The sequence below is a fragment of the Nitrosomonas sp. genome (assembly GCF_020852615.1).
Taxonomy (GTDB): Bacteria; Pseudomonadota; Gammaproteobacteria; order Burkholderiales; family Nitrosomonadaceae; genus Nitrosomonas.
Map to the genome: position 1 here is coordinate 59,744 of NZ_JADZAJ010000032.1, position 23,118 is coordinate 82,861.

Genomic DNA, 23,118 nt, shown 5'->3' on the forward strand with positions numbered 1-23,118 from the left:
CCGACATACGGCTGATAATCATCGCAAAATTTCACTGATTACGGGGAAGTTTGCAAGCCATTTCTGAAAAAAAACTAAAGGGATGGAAACCGGTTGCGACAATCAACCCATCCTGTCGGCAAGACAAAATCGGCTGTCAAATAAATCCGTTATAAAACAGATGGATGTTCAGCAATATCCTGCCAGAGAAACTGCTGGCCAGCCGGTTGACAAAAACAATGATCAACGCTTATAGATCAGCGCTCATAGGCCAGAATAGGGGCCAGCCAGCGTTCTGCCTCCTCCAGGGTCCAGCCTTTGCGCCTTGCGTAATCCTCGACCTGATCTTTACCGATTTTCCCGACTGCAAAATAATCAGATTCGGGGTGGGAAAGATAAAAACCGGAAACCGCTGCGGTTGGCACCATGGCAAAAGCTTCCGTTACAATGATTCCACTGCGTTTTTCTGCTTCCAGCAGAGCAAACAGCGGTCCTTTTTCGGTATGGTCAGGGCAGGCGGGATAACCCGGTGCCGGGCGAATTCCCACATATTGCTCGTCGATCAGCTGTTCATTGCCAAGGCTCTCGTCTTTTACGTACCCCCAGAATTCCCGCCGCACCCGTGCATGCATGTGCTCTGCGAATGCTTCAGCCAGACGGTCAGCCAGTGCTTTCAGGATGATTGCACTGTAATCATCATTTGCCGCCTCGAAGGCGCGCACCCGCTCATCAATACCGAAACCGGAGCTGACTGCGAACAAACCGATGGTGTCATCTATCCCGGTTTCACGCGGAGCGATGAAATCGGCCAGGGCCAGATTGGGACGCCCTGCCGGCTTGGCTGTCTGCTGCCGCAGGGAATGCCAGGTCATAACCACTTTGCCGCGACTGCGATCGGCATAAATCTCGATGTCATCGCCATTGACGGTATTGGCCGGAAACAGACCGATGACGGCATTGGCTGAGAGCCATTTCTGCTCGACGATCTTCTTGAGCATGGTCTGGGCATCACGAAACAGATTGCTCGCCGCTTCGCCGACAACCTCATCCTGCAGAATAGCGGGGTAACGCCCGTGCAGTTCCCACGCCTGGAAGAACGGTGTCCAGTCGATGTACGGAACCAGCGTTTCCAGCGGATAGCTGTTCAGTGTGCGCAGCCCCAGAAAATCCGGAGCTGGTGGCGTGTAACGGCTCCAGTCGGTTTTGAACGCGTTGGCCCGGGCTTCCTCAAATGTAAGCAATTTGGATGGCCCTTTTTTATTTTTATGCTGTGCCCGGTTCTTTTCCTGCTCGGCCTTAACCTGCTCAATATAACTGTCACGCTGATCCTGTGACATCAGATTGCTGCACACTCCAACAGCCCGGCTGGCATCCGGCACCCAGACAGTCACCCCGCTGTAATGCGGAGCAATTTTGACTGATGTATGCACACGCGAAGTGGTTGCGCCACCAATCAGCAGAGGAATGGTGAACTTCTCACGTTCCATTTCTTTCGCCACATGCGCCATTTCTTCCAGCGAAGGGGTAATCAGGCCGGACAGACCAATCATGTCAGCCTGTTCACGACGCGCCATTTCCAGGATCTGGGCACTGGGCACCATCACGCCCATATTGATGACTTCAAAATTATTGCACTGCAACACAACGGAAACGATGTTTTTACCAATATCGTGCACATCCCCCTTGACCGTGGCAATCACCAGCTTGCCCTTGGGCTTGCTGTCACCGGAAATCTTTTTCTCTGCCTCGATGTATGGCAGCAGATGGGCAACCGCCTGCTTCATCACGCGCGCCGATTTAACCACCTGCGGCAGAAACATTTTGCCGGCACCAAACAGGTCACCGACCACATTCATGCCATCCATCAGCGGGCCTTCGATCACCTCGATCGGCTTGCCGCCCTGACTGATGATTTCCTGCCGGACAATCTCGGTATCTTCAACAATGTAAGTACTGATCCCCCTGACCAGCGCATGGATCAGGCGCTGCCGTACCGGTTCATCACGCCAGGCAAGATCCTCAATCTGTTCCTTTTTTTGTCCCCTGAAGTGTTCTGCAAACTCCACCAGACGTTCTGTCGCATCCGGCCGCCGGTTCAGCAACACATCCTCAACATGTTCCAGCAGATCAGGGGGAATATCGGAATACACCCCCAGCTGGCCGGCGTTGACAATCCCCATGGTCATCCCCGCTTTAACCGCGTAATACAGGAAGGCAGTATGAATCGCCTCGCGGATCGGTTCATTACCGCGAAATGAGAAAGACACATTGGAAACACCACCGCTCACTTTAGCGTAAGGCAGTGTTTGCCGGATGATGCGGGTAGCCTCGATGAAGTCCACCGCGTAGTTACTGTGCTCCTCAATACCCGTGGCAATCGCAAAAATGTTGGGGTCAAAGATAATATCTTCGGGTGGGAAATCAGCCTGCTCAATCAGCGTATGGTAGCTGCGTGTACAGATGCCCACCTTGCGCTGCAAGGTATCGGCCTGCCCGGTCTCATCGAAAGCCATCACAATCACCGCGGCTCCATAACGGCGTGCCAGCCTGGCGTGGTGCAGAAATTCCGCTTCCCCTTCCTTGAGACTGATCGAGTTAATGATTGCCTTGCCCTGAATGCATTTCAGACCCGCTTCAATTACTGTCCATTTGCTGGAATCGAGCATGATCGGCAACCGGCAGATATCCGGTTCAGCGGCCACCAGATTCAGAAAGGTCACCATCGCCTTTTGCGAATCCAGCATTGCCTCATCCATGTTGATATCAATAATCTGCGCACCGTTTTCCACCTGACTGCGCGCCACCGCCAGTCCTTCGGTGTAATTGCCGTTGAGAATCAGCCGGGCAAATGCCTTGGAACCGGTGACGTTGGTACGCTCCCCCACATTGACGAACAGGGAATGCTCATCAATATTGAGGGGCTCAAGACCGGAAAGCCGTAATTTTTTGGGAATATCAGGCAGCCTGCGCGGTGGAATCTCCCGGATCGCTTCAGCAATGGCAGCGATATGCTTCGGCGTGGTGCCACAACACCCGCCAACAATATTGACGAACCCCGACTGTGCAAAATCTTTGATCAGCCGCGCAGTATATTCCGGTGTCTCGTCATAGCCGGTTTCAGCCAGTGGATTAGGCAGGCCAGCATTGGGGTGCGCGCTGGTAAAAACCTCGGCCACATTGGATAATTCCTCCACATACGGGCGCATCAGTTCCGCTCCCAGCGCACAGTTGATCCCTACCGAGAGAGGGCGCGCATGCCGTACCGAATTCCAGAAAGCTTCCGGTGTCTGCCCGGAAAGGTTACGCCCGGAAGCATCAGTGATCGTGACTGAAATCATCACCGGCAGACGTAATCCGTGCGTTTCAAAATACTGGTCAATGGCAAATAACGCTGCCTTGGCATTCAGCGTATCGAAAATGGTTTCGACCAGTAAAATATCCGCACCGCCATCAACCAGCCCGCGCACCGATTCGGTATAGCTTTCCACCAGACTGTCAAATGTGATGGCGCGAAATCCGGGATCATTGACATCCGGTGAAATCGAAGCTGTTTTGGTGGTAGGCCCGATCACACCGGCAACAAAACGGGGCTTTCCCGGTAGTTTTGCTTCTATCGCCCGTGCTTCCTCACACGCCAGACGTGCGCCCGCCACATTCAGCTCGTAAACCAGGTCTTCCATGTGGTAATCAGCCATTGAAGGCGCATTCGAGTTGAATGTATTGGTCTCGATGATATCCGACCCGGCTTCGAGATAAGCGCGATGAATGGCGCGGATCCCCTCCGGTCTGGTCAGACAGAGCAGGTCGTTATTACCTCTGAGATCATGCGGGAAATCAGCAAAACGCTCGCCCCGGTAGTCTGCTTCAGTCAGCTTGTAGCTCTGGATCATCGTCCCCATGGCACCATCGAGCAATACGATGCGCTCGGCCAGTAACTGTTTCAGCAAATCAGCACGTTCATGCATAGTCATAACAGACCTTCAGGTTGAAATTGTTCAGTCAGTGAAAACAAAACGGGGGAGATTTTATTTGGGAAACGCAGTCATGCCATCACGCAGGCGAAGCAATGTTTCCTCTTTCCCCAGCAGCTCCAGTACAGCATCGATCGCCGGGGTTTGTGTCTCGCCGGTGGCCATGACCCGCAACGGCATCGCCAGATGGGGAAATTTCAGATTGTGCGAGGAAACTGTCTGTTTGATTTCATGGTGGATACTCTCCCGCTTCCACTCAATCTGTACCAGGCGATCAATCAGATATTCCAGTACCGGACGGATTTCAGCAGTGAAATACTGCGTTCTGAATGCCTCAGAAGGTTCGATCGTCTGGAAAAAATAAACTGAAGCATCAGCCAGTTCCTCAACGGTACTGACACGATCTTTCAGTAAACCAACAATCCTGTGCAGGCTTTCTGCTGCCGGCAGACGATAGTTTCTTTCCAGCAGGAACGGCATCACCAGCTCTGTCAGCCGCGCATCGTCAGCCACCTTCAGATAATGCTGGTTCAGCCAGGTCAGTTTCTCCGGGTTAAATTTTGCCGGGGAGCGATTGATTGCTGTCAGGTCAAACCACTCTACCAGCTCCTCCCGGCTAAAGATTTCCTCATCACCGTGTGACCATCCGAGCCGCGCCAGATAATTGATCAACGCTTCCGGCAGATAACCCTGATCCCGATAATGCATCACCGACACTGCTCCGTGCCGCTTGGAAAGCCGTTCTCCGTCCGCCCCCAGAATCATGGGCACATGCGCATATTGTGGTACGGATTCTCCCAGTGCCTTAAGGATATTGATCTGGCGCGGTGTATTGTTGACGTGATCATCCCCGCGGATGACATGTGTGATTCCCATATCGAGATCATCAAGCACCACACCAAAATTATAGGTAGGGGTACCGTCACTCCTCAGCAATACCAGATCATCCAGCTCGTGGTTAGCCACGCTGATTTTGCCTTTTACCAGATCATTGAACGTCACATACCCTTCCAGTGGGGTTTTCAGGCGCACAACCGGTTTGATGCCTGCCGGCGGCGTCTGCCTGCTGTCACGCCAGCGACCGTCATAACGTGGTTTTAACCCGGCCAGGCGCTGCTGTTCCCGCAGCGCATCCAGCTCCTCCTTACTGGCATAGCACTGATAGGCAAGCCCTTGCGAAAGCAGCTGTTCCGCAACTTCGTGATAGCGATGCAACCGCTGCATCTGGTAATACGGCCCTTCATCATAATCGAGCCCCAGCCAGGCCATGCCGTCAAGAATCGCCTGCACTGATTGTTGGGTCGAACGTTCAAGGTCGGTATCCTCGATTCTCAGTACAAATTTTCCGCCTGATTTCCGGGCAAACGCCCAGGAAAAAAGCGCAGTACGTGCCCCGCCAATATGAAGATATCCGGTAGGGCTGGGAGCAAAGCGTGTTTTTACCATCTGATTACACTAAAAATTGGAGTGTGGTTGTATGCGGTCATTTCTGTTTCCAGAGCTGTTTTTTCTCACCCGGGCAAGGTGAAAATATCTCCGGGTTAAGCCGAGCAGAGCAGATAATCAAACACTATTGCCTGCAGCCCCTGTTTTTTGATAAGGGGTCATTATGTTACCATGAACGGCGCGTTTCCCTGTCTCCCCGGGTAGCTGACTGGCACAGCCTTTACCGCCCCAGCCGTTGATCCTGCAGGCATAATCCGCTTGTTTGCTCCATTGTTCGTCATTTATTGAATCGGATAACAATTAGAAAATGTTTTTTCATACGCTTTTCCGGGATGAGCTGAGGTTGATTTGGTAAATGTCTTTTACGAAGAAGCCGGTGCCCTCAAAGTCGGCAGTGTTCTGACTGACAATACTGCTTCCCTGCAAATCGAATCGGCGCACGGGAAACGTTCCAAAATCAAGGCAACATCGGTTTTGTTACGTTTTGAAAATCCGCCAATGCATGGATTCATACAGCAGGCACAGGAAAAAGCGGCCGATATTGATGTCAATTTCCTGTGGGAATGTTGTGAAGAAACCCGGGAATTCACCGGACAGGAACTGGCTGGCGATTATTTTGGCCACACACCGGATCCCGTCGAAATTGCTGCCATCACGATTCTGCTCAGCCAGAATCCGGTTTATTTTCATAAAAAGGGGGCAGGCCGTTTCAGGGCAGCCCCGCCGGAAATCCTGCGGGCGGCACTGGCCAGCCGTGAAAAGAAACGACTGGCTGAGGAGAAACAGGCCGGCTACGTGCAGCAACTGACAAAATTTGAGCTGCCCGACACCTTCCGGCCGCTGATTGATGACCTGTTATACCGGCCGGATAAAAATACAGTTGAATGGAAAGCGCTGGAAGCCGCATGTGAGGCTACCCGACTGAGCGTGCCCGGATTACTGGAACAATGCGGTGCGATTCCTTCAACACATGATTACCATTTCAACCAGTTTTTACACGAACATTTCCCGGAAGGGATCAGCACAGATTCATACCCTGCCGATTTAGCCGGCATGGCTCCGGAAGATTTACCGGAAGCCGGTGTCAGGGCATTCAGTATCGATGATGCCACTACAACTGAAATCGATGATGCCTTCTCTGTTACCCCGCTGAGCTACGGCAGTTTCCGGATTGGAATACACATTGCCACGCCCGCTTTGGGAGTGGCACCAGATTCCCTGCTTGACAAACTGGCAGCAAGACGTCTGTCCACGGTTTATCTCCCCGGCCGTAAAATCACCATGCTCCCGGAAAGTGTCATTCAGCACTTCACCCTGGGAGAAACGCACCAGCGGCCGGTACTCTCGTTATATCTGGAGGTGGCGGATGATTTCACCGTCACCCGCACTTTCAGCCGGATCGAGACCATTGAAGTTTCAACCAACCTGCGCCTTGATTCACTCGAACAGCAGTTTAACGAAATCACCCTGCAAGACAACCGGACAGATTACCCTTTTGCCCATGAGCTGAAACTGCTCTGGAATTTTGCCTGCAAAATGGAAAAATTACGTGGCAAGGATCAGGACATCAACAGTGAAAAAACCGATTACAGTTTCGTCATAGTTCAGGATCATGTTTCGGTTTACGAACGTCGCCGGGGTGCCCCTATTGACAAGGTCGTATCAGAACTGATGATTTTCGCCAATGCTGAATGGGGCAAGCAGCTGGCAGATGCCGGTTATGCCGGGATTTACCGCAGTCAGGGAAACGGCAAAGTGAAAATGAGCCTGTCCCCTGCGCCACATCAGGGGCTGGGTGTATCACAATATGCCTGGAGCAGCTCGCCCATGCGGCGATACGTCGATCTTATCAACCAGCGCCAGTTAATCGCACTGGTGTCGGGCACCCCTCCACCCTACACCCGGGAAAACGACACACTGCTGATCACTATGCGTGATTTTGAAATTGCGTATGCAACCTATGCGGATTTCCAGCGCGGTATGGAACGCTACTGGTGCCTGCGCTGGCTGCTGCAGGAAAACGTCAGCACATCCGGCGCCATCGTCATCAGGGAAAATCTGGTTAAACTGGATCGTCTGCCGCTGGTTGTCCGCGTACCCTCGTTACCGGATCTGTCTCCCGGCACGCCAGTCGCGATCGGCATCTCACAGATCAATCTGCTTGATCGTTCGCTCAACGCCAGTTTTCTTGGTAAAAGTGAAGGTTGACGATTGACGCAGCTCACCGCAGTTATCCGCTACCCCATGCAACCCGATCACAAAATTTATCCGGCACTGTTGATCTCACTGCTGTTGCATATGGCTGTCATTGCAGGTGTATCACTCAGTCTCCCCCAGCAGAAAACGACCAGGATCACCAGATCCATGGATGTCATTCTGGTCAACAGTCAATCCTCAACCAGGCCGGCAGATGCGAAAGTACTGGCCCAGGCCAACCTTGATGGTGGCGGCAACGTGGCGGAAGACCGGCGGGCAAAAACGCCGCTGCCGGTACTGCCTGGTGTGAAACCCGTCATGAATCTGGCTGAAGCCACCCGGAAAACCAGACAACTGGAACAGGAAGTCAAAAAACTGCTGACGGCAGCTGAAAGCAAAACCCAAATTATCCAGCCGCCACCCCAGGCAAAGCCGGGGAAAGATAAACCCGTCCGGAATCCACCTGCCGCCAAACCGGATAATTACAATGATTTTATGCAGCGCAGCCTTGAAATTGCGCGTCTTGAAGCACAAATCGCAAAAGATCACGAGGCCTATCAGAAACGGCCGAAGCGTACCTATATCGGGGCCCGTACCCGCGAATACCGCTTTGCCCGCTACCTGGAAGACTGGCGGCTCAAAGTGGAACGTATCGGTAACCTGAATTACCCGGAAATTGCCAGAAAACAAAAACTTTACGGCAGCCTGCAGCTCACCGTGGGTGTGCGCTCCGATGGCAGTCTGGAATCAATCGGCATTGACCGTTCTTCCGGAATACAGGCACTGGACGATGCCGCCATCCACATTGTACGGCTGGCCGCACGTAACGGATTTGCGCCCTTCCCGCCCGATATCAGCCGTGATACCGACATCCTGCATATTACCCGCACCTGGGTATTTTCCCGCTCAGACAAACTGCTGAGTGAATAACGCTCAGATAACCGGAATCAGCAGGCATGGATACCTACGCAGTCATTGGCAACCCGGTCACACACAGCAAATCACCATTTATTCATACCCGATTTGCACAGCAGACCGGCCGGATCATGCGCTACATCGCCCTGTCAGCACCATTGGACGGATTTGAACAAACTGTTCTGGATTTCCGGAAAGAAGGCGGCAAAGGCATGAACATCACCGTTCCGTTCAAATTTGAGGCTTACGCCCTTGCCAGTCGGCTGACAGATCGTGCCAGCGCAGCGCGTGCAGTCAACACATTCCGGTTTGAGGAGGCTGGAGAAATACTCGGCGACAATACCGACGGGATTGGGCTGGTACGTGATATTGAGATCAATCTGAATTTTCCGCTGGAAGGTAAACAGATTCTGCTGATGGGAGCAGGGGGTGCCGCCAGCGGCGTCATTCTGCCATTGCTGCAACAGCACCCCGGTCTGCTGGCTATCGCCAACCGCAATCCGGATAAAGCCGTGTTACTGCAGCAGCAGTTTACAGGCTACGGCGATATCGTTGCCGGGCATTATCAGGATTTTACCGGGCAACATTTTGACCTCATCATTAACGCCACCTCTGCCAGCCTGCACAATGCACTTCCCCCTGTACCGGCAGATTTACTGCATGGCACAGCACTTGCCTATGACATGCTTTACAGCAGCAGGCTGACACCATTTCTGGAATTCGCCAAAGCACAGGGAGTGACACATCTGGCTGATGGCGCCGGTATGCTGGTGGAACAGGCGGCAGAATCTTTTTCTCTGTGGCATGGCATTCACCCTGAAACACAGCCTGTTATCCGGCAACTCCGGGATGAGTTGCATTGTCATGCCCCGTGAAATTCACACGCACACCTCCATCTTCCCCATCCAAATCCAGGCTGATCAGCACCTGGCTGCTGCGTCCGCTGTTACTGCTCCTGACGACAGCCCTGCTTTACCAGTCCTGGTTCCTGCTGCACATCGTCTACTGGCACACCTACCCTGTCACCACCAGCGCACTGATGCGGGACCGGCTGGAAACCATGCGCCGGCAAAACCCTGCTGCAGAATTACAGCACCAATGGGCAGATTACGCACAGATCTCCGGCCATCTCAAACGGGCTGTTATTGCCGCTGAAGATGCCCGTTTCCTGCAGCACCAGGGGTTTGATTACCAGGCGATTGAAACCGCCTGGAAAAAAAACCTGAAACAGCGCAAATGGGCAGCCGGCGGATCAACCATCAGCCAGCAGCTTGCCAAGAATCTGTTTTTATCCACAGAGAAAACTGTGTTGCGCAAGTTCCAGGAAACCCTTATCACCCTGATGCTGGAAGCAATACTGACCAAACGGCGTATTCTGGAAATCTACCTGAACATCATCGAATGGGGTGATGGTATCTTCGGCATCGAGGCTGCCGCCCGCCATTATTTTGGAATACCTGCATCATCACTCACCCCTGCACAGGCCGCCTGGCTGGCCTCCATCATTCCGAATCCACGTTTTTATGACAGCCACCGCAAACTGCCTAAACTGCTCAGAAAATCCGAAATTATTCTGTCACGCCTGCCGACAGCAAAAATTCCCTAACCTTGCTGAAAATAACCCGGTTCATTCTCCCGGAAAGATTTTTTTGTAATCTTCCCTTTCCACGCTTGCACTAACTGGTATTCTCCACACCAGTTTCCGGGTAATGGTAATGGATATCAGCGGATATAATTGCCTTGCTTTTTTATAACGCCCAGTAACCTGAACAGCAAACCTGCCATGACTGAAGAAAACCGCGAAAATCCGGAAGAGAAACAGCAGAAAGTAATTTCCCTGCTGCAAAAATACAAGCTGGTCGAAGGATTTGTCCGCCTGCAGGATTCCCCGGAGCCGGAGCTGATCGAATCAATCATACAAAAGCAGAATCTGGCCAATTTGCGACAGGCGCTGGACAGACTTCATCCGGCAGATATCGCCCATCTCCTTGAATCCCTCCCGCTTGAAGATCGCCTGATTATCTGGGGGATGGTCAAGGCCGAGCAGGATGGTGAGGTGCTGCTTGAAGTCTCCGACGCGGTTCGCCAGACACTGATCGAGGACATGGACAGCAGGGAGCTGGTTGCGGCGGCAGAACAGCTCGATGCAGATGAAATTGCCGACCTGGCACCGGATTTGCCATCTGAAGTCATGGAAGATGTCTTTCGGGCATTGCCGACGGAAGAACGTGAACAACTGCGCGCTGCCATGTCCTATTCCGAGGATGCAGTCGGCGCGTTAATGGATTTTGATGTGATTACCGTGCGCAGCGATGTGCGCATCGAGGTAGTGCTGCGCTATTTGCGCCGGCTGGGTGAATTACCGGATCACACCGATCAGCTGTTCGTGGTTGGCCGTGATGAGCAGCTGCAGGGTGCATTGCTGTTGAATCAGTTACTGGTGAGTGACCCTGAATCTTCAGTGGCAGAAGTTATGGCGCACGACACCGTCAAATTTTTGCCGGATGATAAAGCGGAAGAGGCCACTCATGCATTTGAACGCTATGATCTGGTCACGGCTCCGGTTGTCTCTCAGGAAGGAAAATTGCTGGGCCGGGTAACTGTCAATGCAGCCATTGATTTCATCCGCGAAAGAGCTGATCTCGAAGCGCGCAACCAGGCCGGGCTGAGTGAAGAAGAAGATCTGTTTGCCCCCATCTGGAAAAGTGTACGCAACCGCTGGGCCTGGCTGGCGATCAATCTGGTCACGGCGTTTATTGCTTCCCGTGTCATTGGATTGTTTGAGGATTCAATCGAGAAACTGGTAGCACTCGCGGCGCTGATGCCGATTGTGGCAGGTGTTGGCGGGAATTCGGGCAATCAGACCATCACCATGATCGTCCGCGCCATCGCGCTGGGACAGGTGAATCAGGACAGCACGCTCAAACTGATCAGCAAGGAAATCGGTGTCGGTATCGTCAACGGTATCGTATGGGGAAGTGTGGTCGGGATATTCACTTACACCCTCTACCATGATGTCCAGCTGGGTCTGGTCATTTCTCTGGCCATGCTGCTGAATCTGCTGCTGGCAGCAACGGTTGGCGTGCTTATCCCGCTGATTCGCATAAAACTCGGGCGCGATCCCGCTCTTGGCTCCAGCGTCATGATCACGGCTGTCACTGACAGCGGCGGTTTTTTTATTTTCCTGGGTCTGGCCACGTTATTTCTGCTTTGAAATTTCAGTTCTGGCAGGCAATACCGACAGATAGAATTTATAGGCAAGATGCGGTAGCAAACGGTATAGCGGCATTCGCAGCCAGTGGCTGCGCCAGTAAAGCCACATGCGCGCATATTTTGCTCTTCTGGCAGGATAATCAGGATGTTGCGGCAGCAATGCCAGCGGTACACAGTAATGCATGACACATTGCGCAATTCGGCCAGGCCGCCGGTCAAGCTGCTTTTCCAGGCCATCCGGAATAGCAGATCGCAGCAGCAGGCGACTGAAATACAAACCATAAAACAACGGCTTTCCCAGCCCAAGCTGATTGGCGCGCCCGATCAGTTTCTGCCGGAAAAGTGGCTGCCGGTTGCTGAAAAACAGTAACAGCTCGCTGAAATCCACCAGATGACGCAGATCATCGGCCAGCTCATTGTTCTGGAACAGATTGACGGCACAGTGCAGCACCATGTCTTCCGGGCTTAATACATAGCACCCGGCCTCTTTCACTTCAATTGCCGCTTCCCGGAATGACTGCGGGTCAATTTTCAGTTTGCCCAGTGGAGAAGAAAGCGTATGGTGAACATCCACTTCAATACTGCGTTCAGGATGTACCAGCGCGGGAATTTCATGGCTCCACTCACGATAGTAACGCTCATCGTAATCAGTCAGCGCGTGATGCTGCCAGCCTTTCTTCAGCAGGGCAGCTTCAACCCGGCGCAGATTTTCCTTTGACACCAGCAAATCGAGATCAGCAAACATGCGCCCTGCCGCATTCGGCAGATCCTGCAGCAGATAGGCCATTCCCTTGAGCACAATGACGGGCATATCAGAATCATCCAGCGCCCAGCGCACCCGGTTCAGCTCCCAACGTACTGATTGCTGCTGTTTTCTCGCCTGGATCAGACCGGAACGCAACAGATTGGCGGCACGTATCGGGATATTGTCCAGCAATCCTTCTCTTTCCAGTCTGGCTGCCAGATAGCCGGATAGCTGCGCCCGTCTTGCCAGCCGCAGCAGTAATTCCCATTGCCGATTATCGTATCCGATCAGGGAAGCAGGCTGAATGATCGCTTCCAGCAGCAGCCGGTGATGCTCCGCCCGGAGACCTGTCTTAAATTCAATCATCAGTTCATATCAGCCGGCATATCAGTCAGCGCATCCAGTGCTGCCAGCACACTGTCAAAATCGGAATACACCAGTTTGCGGCATTCACAATTCCGAACCAGATGCGTGACCGCATTAAACGCGGTTTCTCCCAGCAGCTCATAGTTAAATGCATTGCTGGCAAGTAACAGAAATGCCTCGGATCGCGGTAGCGGCTCCAGTTGCAACGCTGCACCAGTTGACCATTTTGGAAAAACAATCCAGCGGGATTGTGCTGTCTCATCGGTACGCCTGATACTCTCCTGCGGCGGGCGCACATGGGCAACCGTACCTTTCAGCGTACCAGGTATTTCCGGCCCCAGCACAGCTTCCGGCAGATAATCGCGAATGACTTCTATGGACCGGTTCTTGAGTGGCATCAGCCGGGGCAGTGGAAAAAACGCACCAGACTGCGGATCCATCAACCCGAACTCATCGGAAAACAGCCGGTAGCCGCGGTGAATCAGTGCCGTGCACAAGGTTGTCTTACCACTGCCGGGCCAGGCTGGCAGCAACAGCACATGGCCATTGCGTTCCACGGCAGCAGAATGAAACAGCAGAAGGTGATTGATACGCATGGCGATGGCCAGATTGATACCCCACTCCAGCGTTGCCAGCGCCTGCTCTGCAGGAACAGGTGGAAATGGAGAGCGGCCATCAACCTCAAACTGAATCAGCCGGGCAAACGGTCGCCTGATCGAACACCTTGATATTACCCTGACGTGGAACTCGGCAATCTCAGCCTCTCCCATCAGCGAATAATGGGCATACATCCGGTAAAGCTGATCAATAAGCTGGGGCAGCCGGGTGCGAATGGACAGGTTGAACGGCCCTGTTTTTACACGCAACCCCGACCCGGTAAGCAGTACACGGAATGCATCCCGCGACAGTTGTCCAGCCCTCACGCGCTTTCTTTTACTCTCACAATCAGGCCCAGTGCTTCAAAACGCTGCAAGGTCCGGGCGATTTGTTCGGGAAATTGCGTATCAGGCAACAATGTAAAATATTCCGACAATTTTTGGCACAATCCCTCAAGGGTAACAGGAGACTGGCCCAGCATTATAAGAACCTGCAATCCCATTTCATTCAGGAAATGGGTTTTGCCGGATTCCGGCTGGAAGACAGTAAATTCACCATCCCAGTTTTCTATGCGGAGTGATGAAAAGCCGTGTACTTGCCAGTGATCCATTCAGGCCGGCGTGACAGCTAATTACAGCCCGGGAAGAAATACCCCCTTGCCCGATAAAGAGGTATATGCAGCCGAGGAAATAAGAATGCCGCCATTATTTAGGCAATTCTCCGAAGAATCTTCCAGACTCAGCGTAGCAACCGGAGGTTCGCCCAAATCATAAGTTGAGCTGCCATTTTCTACAGGAGTCGCACCGTTAACACATACATATTTACCATCGACCTGGTGCGCATTACCTGCATCGACTGCACCCACCAGATTACTCGATCGTGCCAGCGCTGCACCGCTATGCAGTGTCATGATGACGGGGATAGCAACGGTACTTTTAAGCAATCGTCTGCGAGCCGGCTGGGGAGCAGCAGCCACTTGTTCACCGGTAATAATCTGACCTGTTTGTCCCTGTATTTTTTCTTCCGACACGTTAATCACCTTTCATGTAAAAACATATAAAATTCCGGAGACCCTGCCGTCAGTATAACAACAGGAAGCAGGTTATTGCCCACCTGCCTTCTTTATATTTCATACAAGCAGATTTCATACCATACTAAAAAACCAGTTCTATTCCATTAAGAAACAATCAGTTAAAACCATATATCGGCCATGACAGGCCAAATATCCATAAAAATGTAAAATAATCCGACAGTTATTTTCTCATAATCCAGACAACTCCCGAGAAAACCACGGCCTGCATTGTAACGATCTCTGATCATATTGCGGTTATTTTCCCGATACAGAAAACCTGGTATTACTGCAAAAATGAAAAAATCCCGGCGAATCGCCGGGAAATTTCATGAAGTGCTGTATCTTAACCGACAATTCAGTCATGGCATGATTACCCCTTTTATGATCCTCTTTCCTGATGTTTGTAAAACGTGTAATACAACACGGGCAGCACCAGCAAAGTCAAAATGGTCGAAGAAAGAATGCCGCCAATCACTACTGTAGCCAGTGGGCGCTGCACTTCTGCACCCAGGCCGGTCGCCAGTGCCATGGGGATAAACCCGACTGCATCGGTAAGCGCAGTCATCAGCACCGGGCGCAACCGGGTCAATGCCCCAATCTGTACGGCATCCGCCAGCACATGCCCATCCTGACGCAGCTCCCGGATAAATGTCAGCATGACCAGGCCGTTCATCACTGCAATTCCTGACAGTGCAATAAATCCAACCCCGGCAGAAATGGATAACGGAATGTCACGCAGCGACAAGGCCAGCACTCCTCCTGTCAGTGCAAACGGAACACCGGTAAATACCAGCAACCCATCCCGAAAATTGCCGAACATGGTATAGAGCACCATAAAAATCAGTGCCAGTGCAACCGGGATCACGATCTCCAGTCGCTGTGCTGCCGACATCATTTGTTCAAACTGGCCGCCCCAGGCCAGCCAGTAGCCCGGTGGTATCCCGATCTTTTCATTGACCTGCACCTGCACCTCCCTGACAAAAGAACCGAGATCACGCCCGCGCACATTGGCTGATACCACCACCCGGCGTTTGCCGTTCTCACGGCTGATCTGATTGGGCCCCTGCATAAGGCTGAAATTGGCCACCTCACCCAGTGTCACGTAAGCGGTAGACGCAATCAGCGGCATCTGGCCGGCAAGCATTCCCCCCTGCGATCCCGGTGGAATCGGCAGGCCGATCGGCAAATAACGCAATGCCTCAATATCGGCACGCAGCGATTCCGGCAGGCGTACCTGTAATTCAAAGCGGCGGTCTCCCTCGAAAATCAGCCCGACAGGCTTACCTCCCACGGCAATCGCCACTGCATCCTGCACATCCGCCACATTCAGGCCATAACGTGCAATGCTGGCACGATCAATCTGGATGGACAGCACCGGCAGGCCGGTCACCTGCTCCACCTTCACATCCGCCGCCCCCGGCACAGTTGCCACCAGCTTCTCAATACGCTTCCCCAGTGCGAGCAGTTTATCCAGATCATCACCAAATACCTTGATGGCCATATCTGCACGTACACCGGCAATCAGCTCGTTGAAACGCATCTCGACCGGCTGGGTGAATTCATAATTATTGCCCGGCACCTGCAACACCGCTTTTTCCATTGCCGTAATCAGCTCATCCTTGGTTTGGTATTTGCCGGTCCACTCTGTCTGCGGTTTGAGAATGATAAAAATATCAGCCACACTGGGAGGCATCGGGTCGGTCGCCACCTCCGCCGTTCCAATTTTGCTGAACACTCGCTCCACCTCGGGAAATGACTGGATAACCTTCTCCAACTCACTCTGCATGGCAATCGCCGTGGAAAGGCTGGTACCGGGGATACGAATTGCATGCAGTGCAATATCGCCCTCATTCAGGCTGGGCACAAACTCACTGCCCAGACGGGTGGCCTGCAATACCGATAACGTCATGACGACCGCTGCCACCGTGACAGTCAGTCCCTGATTACGCATGACCGCAGCAAGCATCGGCCGGTAGACATGCTTGCACCACACGACAATCCGGCTTTCGTGCTCCGCCACATTACCGGTCAGAAACAGCGCAACGGCCGCCGGCACAAACGTAACCGACAAAATCAATGCGCCCAGCAATGCCGCCACCACGGTAAACGCCATAGGGTGAAACATTTTGCCTTCCACACCAGACAGGGCAAAAATCGGCAGATAAACAATCATGATGATCATCTGCCCGTAAATCAGGGCTCGCCGCACCTGTTGCGTTGCAGTAAACACCAGCTTCAGCCGTTCTTCCCGGGTCGGCATCCGCCCCAACCTGGCCTGTTCCAGTGCAAAACAGCGAATACTGTTTTCGATGATAACAATGACGCCATCAACGATGATGCCAAAATCCAGCGCACCCAGACTCATCAGATTGGCACTGACATGGTTAATAACCATGCCGCTGAATGTAAAAAGCATTGACAGCGGAATAACGAGCGCGGCAATCACCGCAGCACGAAAATTACCGAGAAACAGGAACAGCACAACGATAACAAGGGAAGCACCTTCGACCAGATTACTGGAGACGGTGTGAATCGTGCCATCAATCAGCGTGGTTCGGTCGTAAACAGGGACAATCGCCACACCTGCCGGCAGTGAACGGCTGACTTCTGCCAGTTTCTCAGCCACGGCATGTGCCACGATACGGCTGTTCTCACCGACCAGCATATGGGCAGTTCCCAGCACCACTTCCTCACCATTGCGGGTGGCCGCGCCGGTACGCAATTCCTTGCCAATCAGGATATCAGCCACATCCTTGATACGCAGCGGCGTCCCCTGTCTGCTGCCCAGTGTGATTTCACCGATCTGATCGAGACTGGTAACCTGGCCCGGCAAACGTACCAGGTATTGCTCTCCCTGCTTTTCGATGTAACCGGCTCCCAGGTTAATATTGTTGCGCTCAAGTGCTGCAACGATTTCCTGCAGGGTTAGCCCGTAGGCAACCAGTTTTTCCGGATAGGGAGTCACATGGTATTGCTTGACGAACCCCCCGATAGTATTGATTTCGGTCACCCCCTCCACCATGCGCAACTGGGGACGGATGATCCAGTCCTGGATCTCACGCAAATCTATAGGGGTGTACGCTGTTCCATCCGGTTTGCGCGCCTCCGGAATACTTTCGACCGTCCACATGAATATCTCACCCAGGCCGGTGGAAATTGGCCCCATCATGGGTTCAATCCCGACGGGCAACTGCCCTTTTGCCTCCTGAATACGCTGGCTCACCAGCTGACGGGCAAAATAAATATCGGTCCCCTCCCGGAATATCACTGTCACCTGAGACAGTCCATAGCGGGACAATGAGCGCGTATACTCCAGCCCGGGCAACCCGGCCATAATCGTTTCAACCGGGAAGGTAATACGCTGCTCAACTTCCATTGGCGAATAACCCGGCGCAGCCGTATTGATCTGTACCTGCACGTTGGTAATATCCGGCACGGCATCAATTGGCAACTGCTGGTAGCTGTACCAGCCCAGTACGGCCATCACCATCACCAGCAGCAGCACCAGCCCGCGGTGCCGGATTACCGCCTGCAGCAAACGTTCAAACATGGGATACCTCCCGACTGCTGTCGGCCGGATGAAAAAAAACCGGCACGGCGGAATCAGTTACCGGATAACACAAGAAGCGAGCATCGTGCAGCACTGCGATGCACCCGAAAAACCAGTTCCCGGAAATGTCCTTAGTGTTCATGCGCTGCCTCTGCCTTGCCCAGTTCGGATTTGAGAATAAAACTGTTACCCGCAGCGTAGTATTCTCCGGCAGACAGGCCATCAACGACTTCGGCCATTTGTTTATCGCTACGTCCCAGTTTGAGTGGACGCATTTCGAAAACATCACCGTAACGGCCAAATACGACCGACTGATCGCCTATTGTCTGTATGGCGTCCAGCGACACCGCAACCGGGACTTCAACCGCTTCGGTCTGCAAATCCGCTTTGACGAACATACCCGGCCGCCATTGCTCATCCTTATTTTCCAGCTCCACCCGGGCAACCGCCGTGCGAGTCTGCTCATCAAGCAGCGTCGTCACATAAATCACTTTTCCTTTTCGTATCAGATCATAAGCATCTGCCCGGATAATTGCGGGCTGCCCCGCATGAATCTGGTGCAGATTACGGGGAAATACCCTGACAGCTGCCCAGATCGTGGAAATATCAGCAATGATGAATGCGGTTTTATCTTCCTTGACCGCTTCTCCGGTAACAATTGTCTCGTCAATAACAATTCCGGAAATGGGAGAACGGATTTCATAACGGGTGATATTTTTTACTGACGATCCGGATTCCAGTGATACCCCCAGCGCCAGCAGACGTTCGGCTGCCAGCTGGGTCGTAATACTGGCTTCGTCCCACTGCTGCCGGGCGGAGAGATAATCCTGCCGGGCAGTAATCTTTTCTCGCCACAGCTGTTCTTCCCGATCATAGATCGTTTGTGCCAGCGCCTGCCGCCTGCGGGCAAGCAGATACTGACTGCGCAAATCAGCCAGTATGGCGCTTTCCATGACAGCAAGCACCTCTCCTTTTTTTACACGCTGGCCGTGATGACGCTCGATGGATACCACCATACCGGGCAGACGCGGCACAACATGCACGATCTTGTGTTCATTGAAGATGATTTCACCCGGCAGGGTAATCTCTGAGTGGATGACAGCCGGGCCGGCTGCAGCCAGCCTGATGCCGTTGTTTTGCATTGTTGCATCGGACATTTCCACTCGCCCTTCGACCTGGCTGTAATTCCAGCGATAGCTTTTCCCCTGATATTCAGCAGCGATAACCAGCTCAAAAGAATGGGGCTCTTTGACTTCCTGATCACTGACCAGAAAATCATTTTCCGGCCGAAAATGGAACAGCTGCGCCGGCTGGCCAAGGCGCGACAATGCCACCGTTACTTTCACTTCTGCCGGTGGCAAGGATTTTTTCTGCTGGTACGGATATATCCTGAACTGTGGAAATGCACCACTTTCATGAATGATAAGTTCCAGACCAAGACCATCTTCCGAGAATAAATTTCCTCCATGCGGCCCGATTGCAGATCCAGATCCAGGCGCAGCTTTGTTTTCTGAAACAGGCTGCCCAGCAGTATCCGGTGTTACAGATTTATCCTGTATCAGTATCCAGGTTCCCAGCAGGACGCCGGCCAGAATAACCGCCACGATGGGTAATCGTCCGGTAACGTTCATTGATTGCGCTCCTTCCCTTGAATATTGAGTCTCGTGGAATCTGCGGCTGAATCAGCAAGCGGTGCTGCAATCAGCTGCTCGATGGTGTTGACCAGACGCTGATAACTGGCCAGCGCCCGCACATAAAGAATGCGATTCTGAAAAAAGGCACGCTGGGCATCCAGCATTTCCAGAAAACTGAATTTACCCAGCTGGTAACCCCGATTGGTAATCTCAAAAGCATTTTTCGCACCTGGCAATACCTCATCATGCAATAGCCGGATTTCATTCCGGGCAGCCAGCAGGTTTTCGTAGTTGCGTGTAAATTCAGTTCTGAGCTGCAATTCAACTGATGCACGCTCGTCTATTGCCTTATTCAGGCGGTGGTGTGCTTCCAGTTCATTTCCCTGGTTGCGGTTAAAAACCGGGAGGGGGATGGTTACTCCCACCACAGCGGTTGTGGCATCTACCCCGAGATAGCGCCGAATACCTGCATCAACAGTGATATTCGGAATTTTTTTCGCTTTTTCCAGCGCAACCATTGCCTCACGCTGTGCAATATTTTTAAGGCTTTGCAGTACGATCGGATTTTCTTCGAGGCGATTTACCAGTTGATTAAACTCCGGTATCTCAACGAATGACTCCAGTTCGCCCAGCACCTGACTAAACCGGGGTTCCGCTTCTCCCCAAAGCAGGGCGAGCCTGGTTCTGGCGGCTGACAGATTGTGCCGTGCCTGCTCCAGCTCGATATTTGCCGTAGATAGCGCAACTTTCGAACGTATCGCTTCCATGGGCGGCGATTTTCCCGCCTCAACCCGTTTCACCACTGTCTCCATGGCAGCCTGAACCAGATGCAAGGTATCGCTCAGTACACTGACCTGCGCCTGGTTTTCCAGCACATCAACAAAAGCACTGGCCGTGCGGGCAATGATTTCCAGCCGTTTGGCCGCATACGCCTGGTCTGCCATCTCCTGCCCCAGTGTTGCCACATTCACCCGGGCCGGCCGCTTGCCACCGAGCTCAATCAGCTGGCTGATACGAAAAGTCGTAAATTTCTGGATGTCACTTCTGGAGGAATTGATATCCTCTGCTTCGATGCTGAATTCAGGATTGTTAAACAACCCTGCCTGTAATTTAGTCCCTTCATAAGCAGTGACCTCTTTAGAAAAGGCTGCCAGCTCGGGATTGTTCTGCAGGACCAGCTGCAACGCCTGCCGCAAGGTAAGCTCACCCTTCCCGCCAACAGCACCGGCCTGGACATTCATGACCGGCACCGCACCATCGCCCAGGGCGGGGAGCGCTCCTGTCAGCAAAGATGCCAGAAAAAACATTACCCGCCCCGGGCGAAATAATCCCTGCCTTCTTTTTATTACCTGATATTCGATCATGATGATTGATAACGAAGTTATGCTGCACAAACGTATCGAATGTGGACAGCGAACAGGTCAGGCTGCCGGACAGATATCCGTTTCGAGATACTGAAAACTGTCTGGTACCCGGTGTTTTTACCCGGCTTTACTGCAATAACCAGCCGGAAATAAATCAGGAGAAGAACCGAGGGGGGTGATAAAGACGATCAGGTATTGTTTCCGGGAATGTGCTGTCAACGGCTTCCAGCACCCTTTCACTGATATCGGCAGCATTTATCTGCAATAACGAAGGCAGATAAAACGCCTGAAGCTGGCCGGCAGCGTGCAGACACGAGTGCGTGGCAGTGTCCAGATCCACATCTCCATCAAGCGCGTGATGCAGTTCAAGATGCACATCCGGATACATCAGAAACAGCTCTCTGTAGTAATGATGCGCCAGCTCATGTGTAAATACCTTGCCGTTGAACGACCATCCGAACGTATTTGTCAGCATGCTGACAAGAAACGCCAGAACGACCAGCCTGACAGCAGAGGGTTTATTCATTTGGAAACAGCAGATATCTGTATAAGATGCTGCCAATGTAACACGAAAATGCAGATTTCTGCCATTTTACACCCGGCTGAAATACCGAAAGAATCCGGCACAAGGATTGGAAAAAATCCCGAACTAAAACAGCTCCACCCCTTCCTGCATCAGCATTTCCACCAATGCGATCAGGGGCAGTCCGATAAGGGCATTAGGATCATCTCCTGTGATCCGTTCGATCAACATGATCCCCAATCCTTCCGCTTTTGCGCTGCCGGCACAGTGATAAGGCTGTTCCTTTATCAGGTAGCGCTCGATCTGGCTGTCGCTCAATTCGCGGTATTTCACCGTACAGGGAACCACTCGCGCCTGCAAATGATCTGTTCGGCTGTTAAACAGACACAGTGCTGAATAAAAAACAACTTCTTTCCCACGCATGAGGCGAAGCTGGCGAACTGCATTTTCATGATTCAACGGCTTGCCCAACTGCATTTCCCCTAGGGCTGCAACCTGATCTGCTGCAATAATGAGCGCATCGGGAAACAGCTTTGCAACTGCATATGCCTTTTCCCTGGCCAGACGTAATGCCGTCATCTCAGGCATTTCTCCGGATAAGGCCGATTCATCAATGGCAGGGCTTGCTGTTTCAAAAGGAATTTGCAGACGCTGCAGCAATTCACATCGGTAAACCGAGCTGGAGCCCAGCACAAGAGGTGGGTAATTCGTACGATTTTTCAAAATATTATAGTAATGTGCCGATCCGTGATTTTGACACTTTGTTATAAAAAATATAACATGCGCGCCTTATGTCTGACCAACTTGTTATAGATACGCTGGATTTTGTCTACAGCAGCAAAACACTTCAGGGAAATGTCCCGCTGTCTAACCTTGAACGTCTAAAAGATTATCTGGCGAGCTCAACGGGAAAGCTGACTTACCTGGTCACTGGCCTGTTGGATGAACAGGAAAGGCCAATGCTGGAAATATCTGTAAACGGCGCTATCGATTTAAGTTGTCAGCGTTGCCTGGGGAAAATTGAGCACACACTCGATGTAAAAGCGGTATTACTTCTGGCCAGAAATGAGGATGAGCTGCAACGCTACGACGAAGATATTTTTGCGGATGCAATTTATGCTTCAACCGAACTGGATATTCTGGCTTTGATAGAAGATGAGGTGATTCTGAGCCTGCCGGTTTCCCCGCGCCACGAGAACATTGAGTGCCATATATCGGCCCGGGCCAAAAAGTGTGAAACCTCTGTCTCTGTAAAAGAACACCCTTTTACCGTACTGGCATCACTGAAACGGCCGCACTGAATTTGAACTGTTTTTACAAGTCGCTTTTACTCTGGAGTTAAACATGGCTGTTCAGCAAAATAAAAAATCCCCTTCCAAGCGCGGGATGCATCGTTCTCACGATGCGCTAACCACCCCCCCACTGGCGATTGAGCCTGCTACTGGAGAAACTCATTTACGGCACCACATTAGCCCGAATGGCTATTATCGCGGTAAAAAAGTTATTAAAACCAAAAACGACGATTGATGGTATTGGTTTCTGCTGCC

General features: G+C 52.3%; 18 protein-coding genes. 7 read left to right on the forward strand and 11 right to left on the reverse strand.

Translation table 11 applies throughout. The annotated features are described in order from the left end of the window. Positions 1-236: 236 nt before the first annotated feature. A complete protein-coding gene (gene metH / locus IT527_RS07710) occupies positions 237-3,950 on the reverse strand; it encodes a methionine synthase (protein WP_292967950.1) in 3,714 nt (1,237 codons plus the stop codon). A 54-nt stretch (positions 3,951-4,004) separates the two neighbouring features. Next, a complete protein-coding gene (gltX, locus tag IT527_RS07715) occupies positions 4,005-5,396 on the reverse strand; it encodes a glutamate--tRNA ligase (protein ID WP_292967951.1) in 1,392 nt (463 codons plus the stop codon). Between the two features lie 348 nt (positions 5,397-5,744). Here gltX and IT527_RS07720 point away from each other — a divergent pair, with 348 nt between their 5' ends. From IT527_RS07720 to mgtE, 5 genes are all read left to right on the forward strand, one after another. Beyond that, entirely contained in the window at positions 5,745-7,604 is a 1,860-nt protein-coding gene (locus IT527_RS07720) for an RNB domain-containing ribonuclease (protein ID WP_292967952.1), read from the forward strand. 3 nt (positions 7,605-7,607) lie between these two features. Continuing rightward, entirely contained in the window at positions 7,608-8,522 is a 915-nt protein-coding gene (locus IT527_RS07725; RefSeq protein ID WP_292967953.1) for a TonB family protein, read from the forward strand. A 26-nt stretch (positions 8,523-8,548) separates the two neighbouring features. Continuing rightward, complete coding sequence (gene aroE / locus IT527_RS07730; protein ID WP_292967954.1) at positions 8,549-9,382, forward strand: shikimate dehydrogenase; 834 nt, start codon at positions 8,549-8,551, stop codon at positions 9,380-9,382. Further along, positions 9,379-10,113, forward strand: a complete 735-nt coding sequence (mtgA, locus tag IT527_RS07735) for a monofunctional biosynthetic peptidoglycan transglycosylase (RefSeq protein ID WP_292967955.1) — start codon at positions 9,379-9,381, stop codon at positions 10,111-10,113. The genes aroE and mtgA overlap by 4 nt, the downstream gene beginning before the upstream one ends. Positions 10,114-10,290: 177 nt before the next feature. Continuing rightward, complete coding sequence (gene mgtE, locus IT527_RS07740; RefSeq protein ID WP_292967956.1) at positions 10,291-11,721, forward strand: magnesium transporter; 1,431 nt, start codon at positions 10,291-10,293, stop codon at positions 11,719-11,721. Here the strand turns inward: mgtE and IT527_RS07745 are convergent. The 9 genes from IT527_RS07745 to IT527_RS07785 form a co-directional block, all read right to left on the reverse strand. Continuing rightward, positions 11,707-12,831, reverse strand: coding sequence for a nucleotidyltransferase family protein (locus IT527_RS07745; RefSeq protein ID WP_292967957.1), 1,125 nt, complete (start codon positions 12,829-12,831; stop codon positions 11,707-11,709). The genes mgtE and IT527_RS07745 overlap by 15 nt on opposite strands. Next, positions 12,831-13,754: an HprK-related kinase A gene (locus IT527_RS07750; RefSeq protein ID WP_292967958.1), complete on the reverse strand. Its 924-nt coding sequence runs from the start codon at positions 13,752-13,754 to the stop codon at positions 12,831-12,833. The genes IT527_RS07745 and IT527_RS07750 overlap by 1 nt, the downstream gene beginning before the upstream one ends. Continuing rightward, on the reverse strand, positions 13,751-14,038 hold the full coding sequence (locus IT527_RS07755) for an HPr-rel-A system PqqD family peptide chaperone (protein WP_292967959.1): 288 nt from the start codon (positions 14,036-14,038) through the stop codon (positions 13,751-13,753). Before IT527_RS07755 ends, IT527_RS07750 begins: the two co-directional genes overlap by 4 nt. Positions 14,039-14,059: 21 nt before the next feature. Then, positions 14,060-14,458, reverse strand: coding sequence for a hypothetical protein (locus IT527_RS07760; RefSeq protein ID WP_292967960.1), 399 nt, complete (start codon positions 14,456-14,458; stop codon positions 14,060-14,062). 421 nt (positions 14,459-14,879) lie between these two features. Then, positions 14,880-18,050, reverse strand: a complete 3,171-nt coding sequence (locus IT527_RS07765) for a CusA/CzcA family heavy metal efflux RND transporter (protein WP_292967961.1) — start codon at positions 18,048-18,050, stop codon at positions 14,880-14,882. A gap of 131 nt (positions 18,051-18,181) precedes the next feature. Continuing rightward, positions 18,182-19,681, reverse strand: a complete 1,500-nt coding sequence (locus IT527_RS07770) for an efflux RND transporter periplasmic adaptor subunit (protein ID WP_292967962.1) — start codon at positions 19,679-19,681, stop codon at positions 18,182-18,184. Next, positions 19,678-20,991: a TolC family protein gene (locus tag IT527_RS07775; protein WP_292967963.1), complete on the reverse strand. Its 1,314-nt coding sequence runs from the start codon at positions 20,989-20,991 to the stop codon at positions 19,678-19,680. The genes IT527_RS07770 and IT527_RS07775 overlap by 4 nt, the downstream gene beginning before the upstream one ends. 211 nt (positions 20,992-21,202) lie before the next feature. Beyond that, positions 21,203-21,574, reverse strand: coding sequence for a hypothetical protein (locus IT527_RS07780; protein WP_292967964.1), 372 nt, complete (start codon positions 21,572-21,574; stop codon positions 21,203-21,205). Positions 21,575-21,697: 123 nt separating this feature from the next. Continuing rightward, on the reverse strand, positions 21,698-22,294 hold the full coding sequence (locus IT527_RS07785) for a Maf family nucleotide pyrophosphatase (RefSeq protein ID WP_292967965.1): 597 nt from the start codon (positions 22,292-22,294) through the stop codon (positions 21,698-21,700). Between the two features lie 68 nt (positions 22,295-22,362). On the opposite strand from IT527_RS07785, the gene IT527_RS07790 reads away from it, so the two are divergent. After that, entirely contained in the window at positions 22,363-22,872 is a 510-nt protein-coding gene (locus IT527_RS07790) for a YceD family protein (RefSeq protein WP_292967966.1), read from the forward strand. Between the two features lie 43 nt (positions 22,873-22,915). Then, positions 22,916-23,098, forward strand: a complete 183-nt coding sequence (gene rpmF / locus IT527_RS07795) for a 50S ribosomal protein L32 (RefSeq protein ID WP_292967967.1) — start codon at positions 22,916-22,918, stop codon at positions 23,096-23,098. The last annotated feature ends 20 nt before the right edge of the window (positions 23,099-23,118 follow it).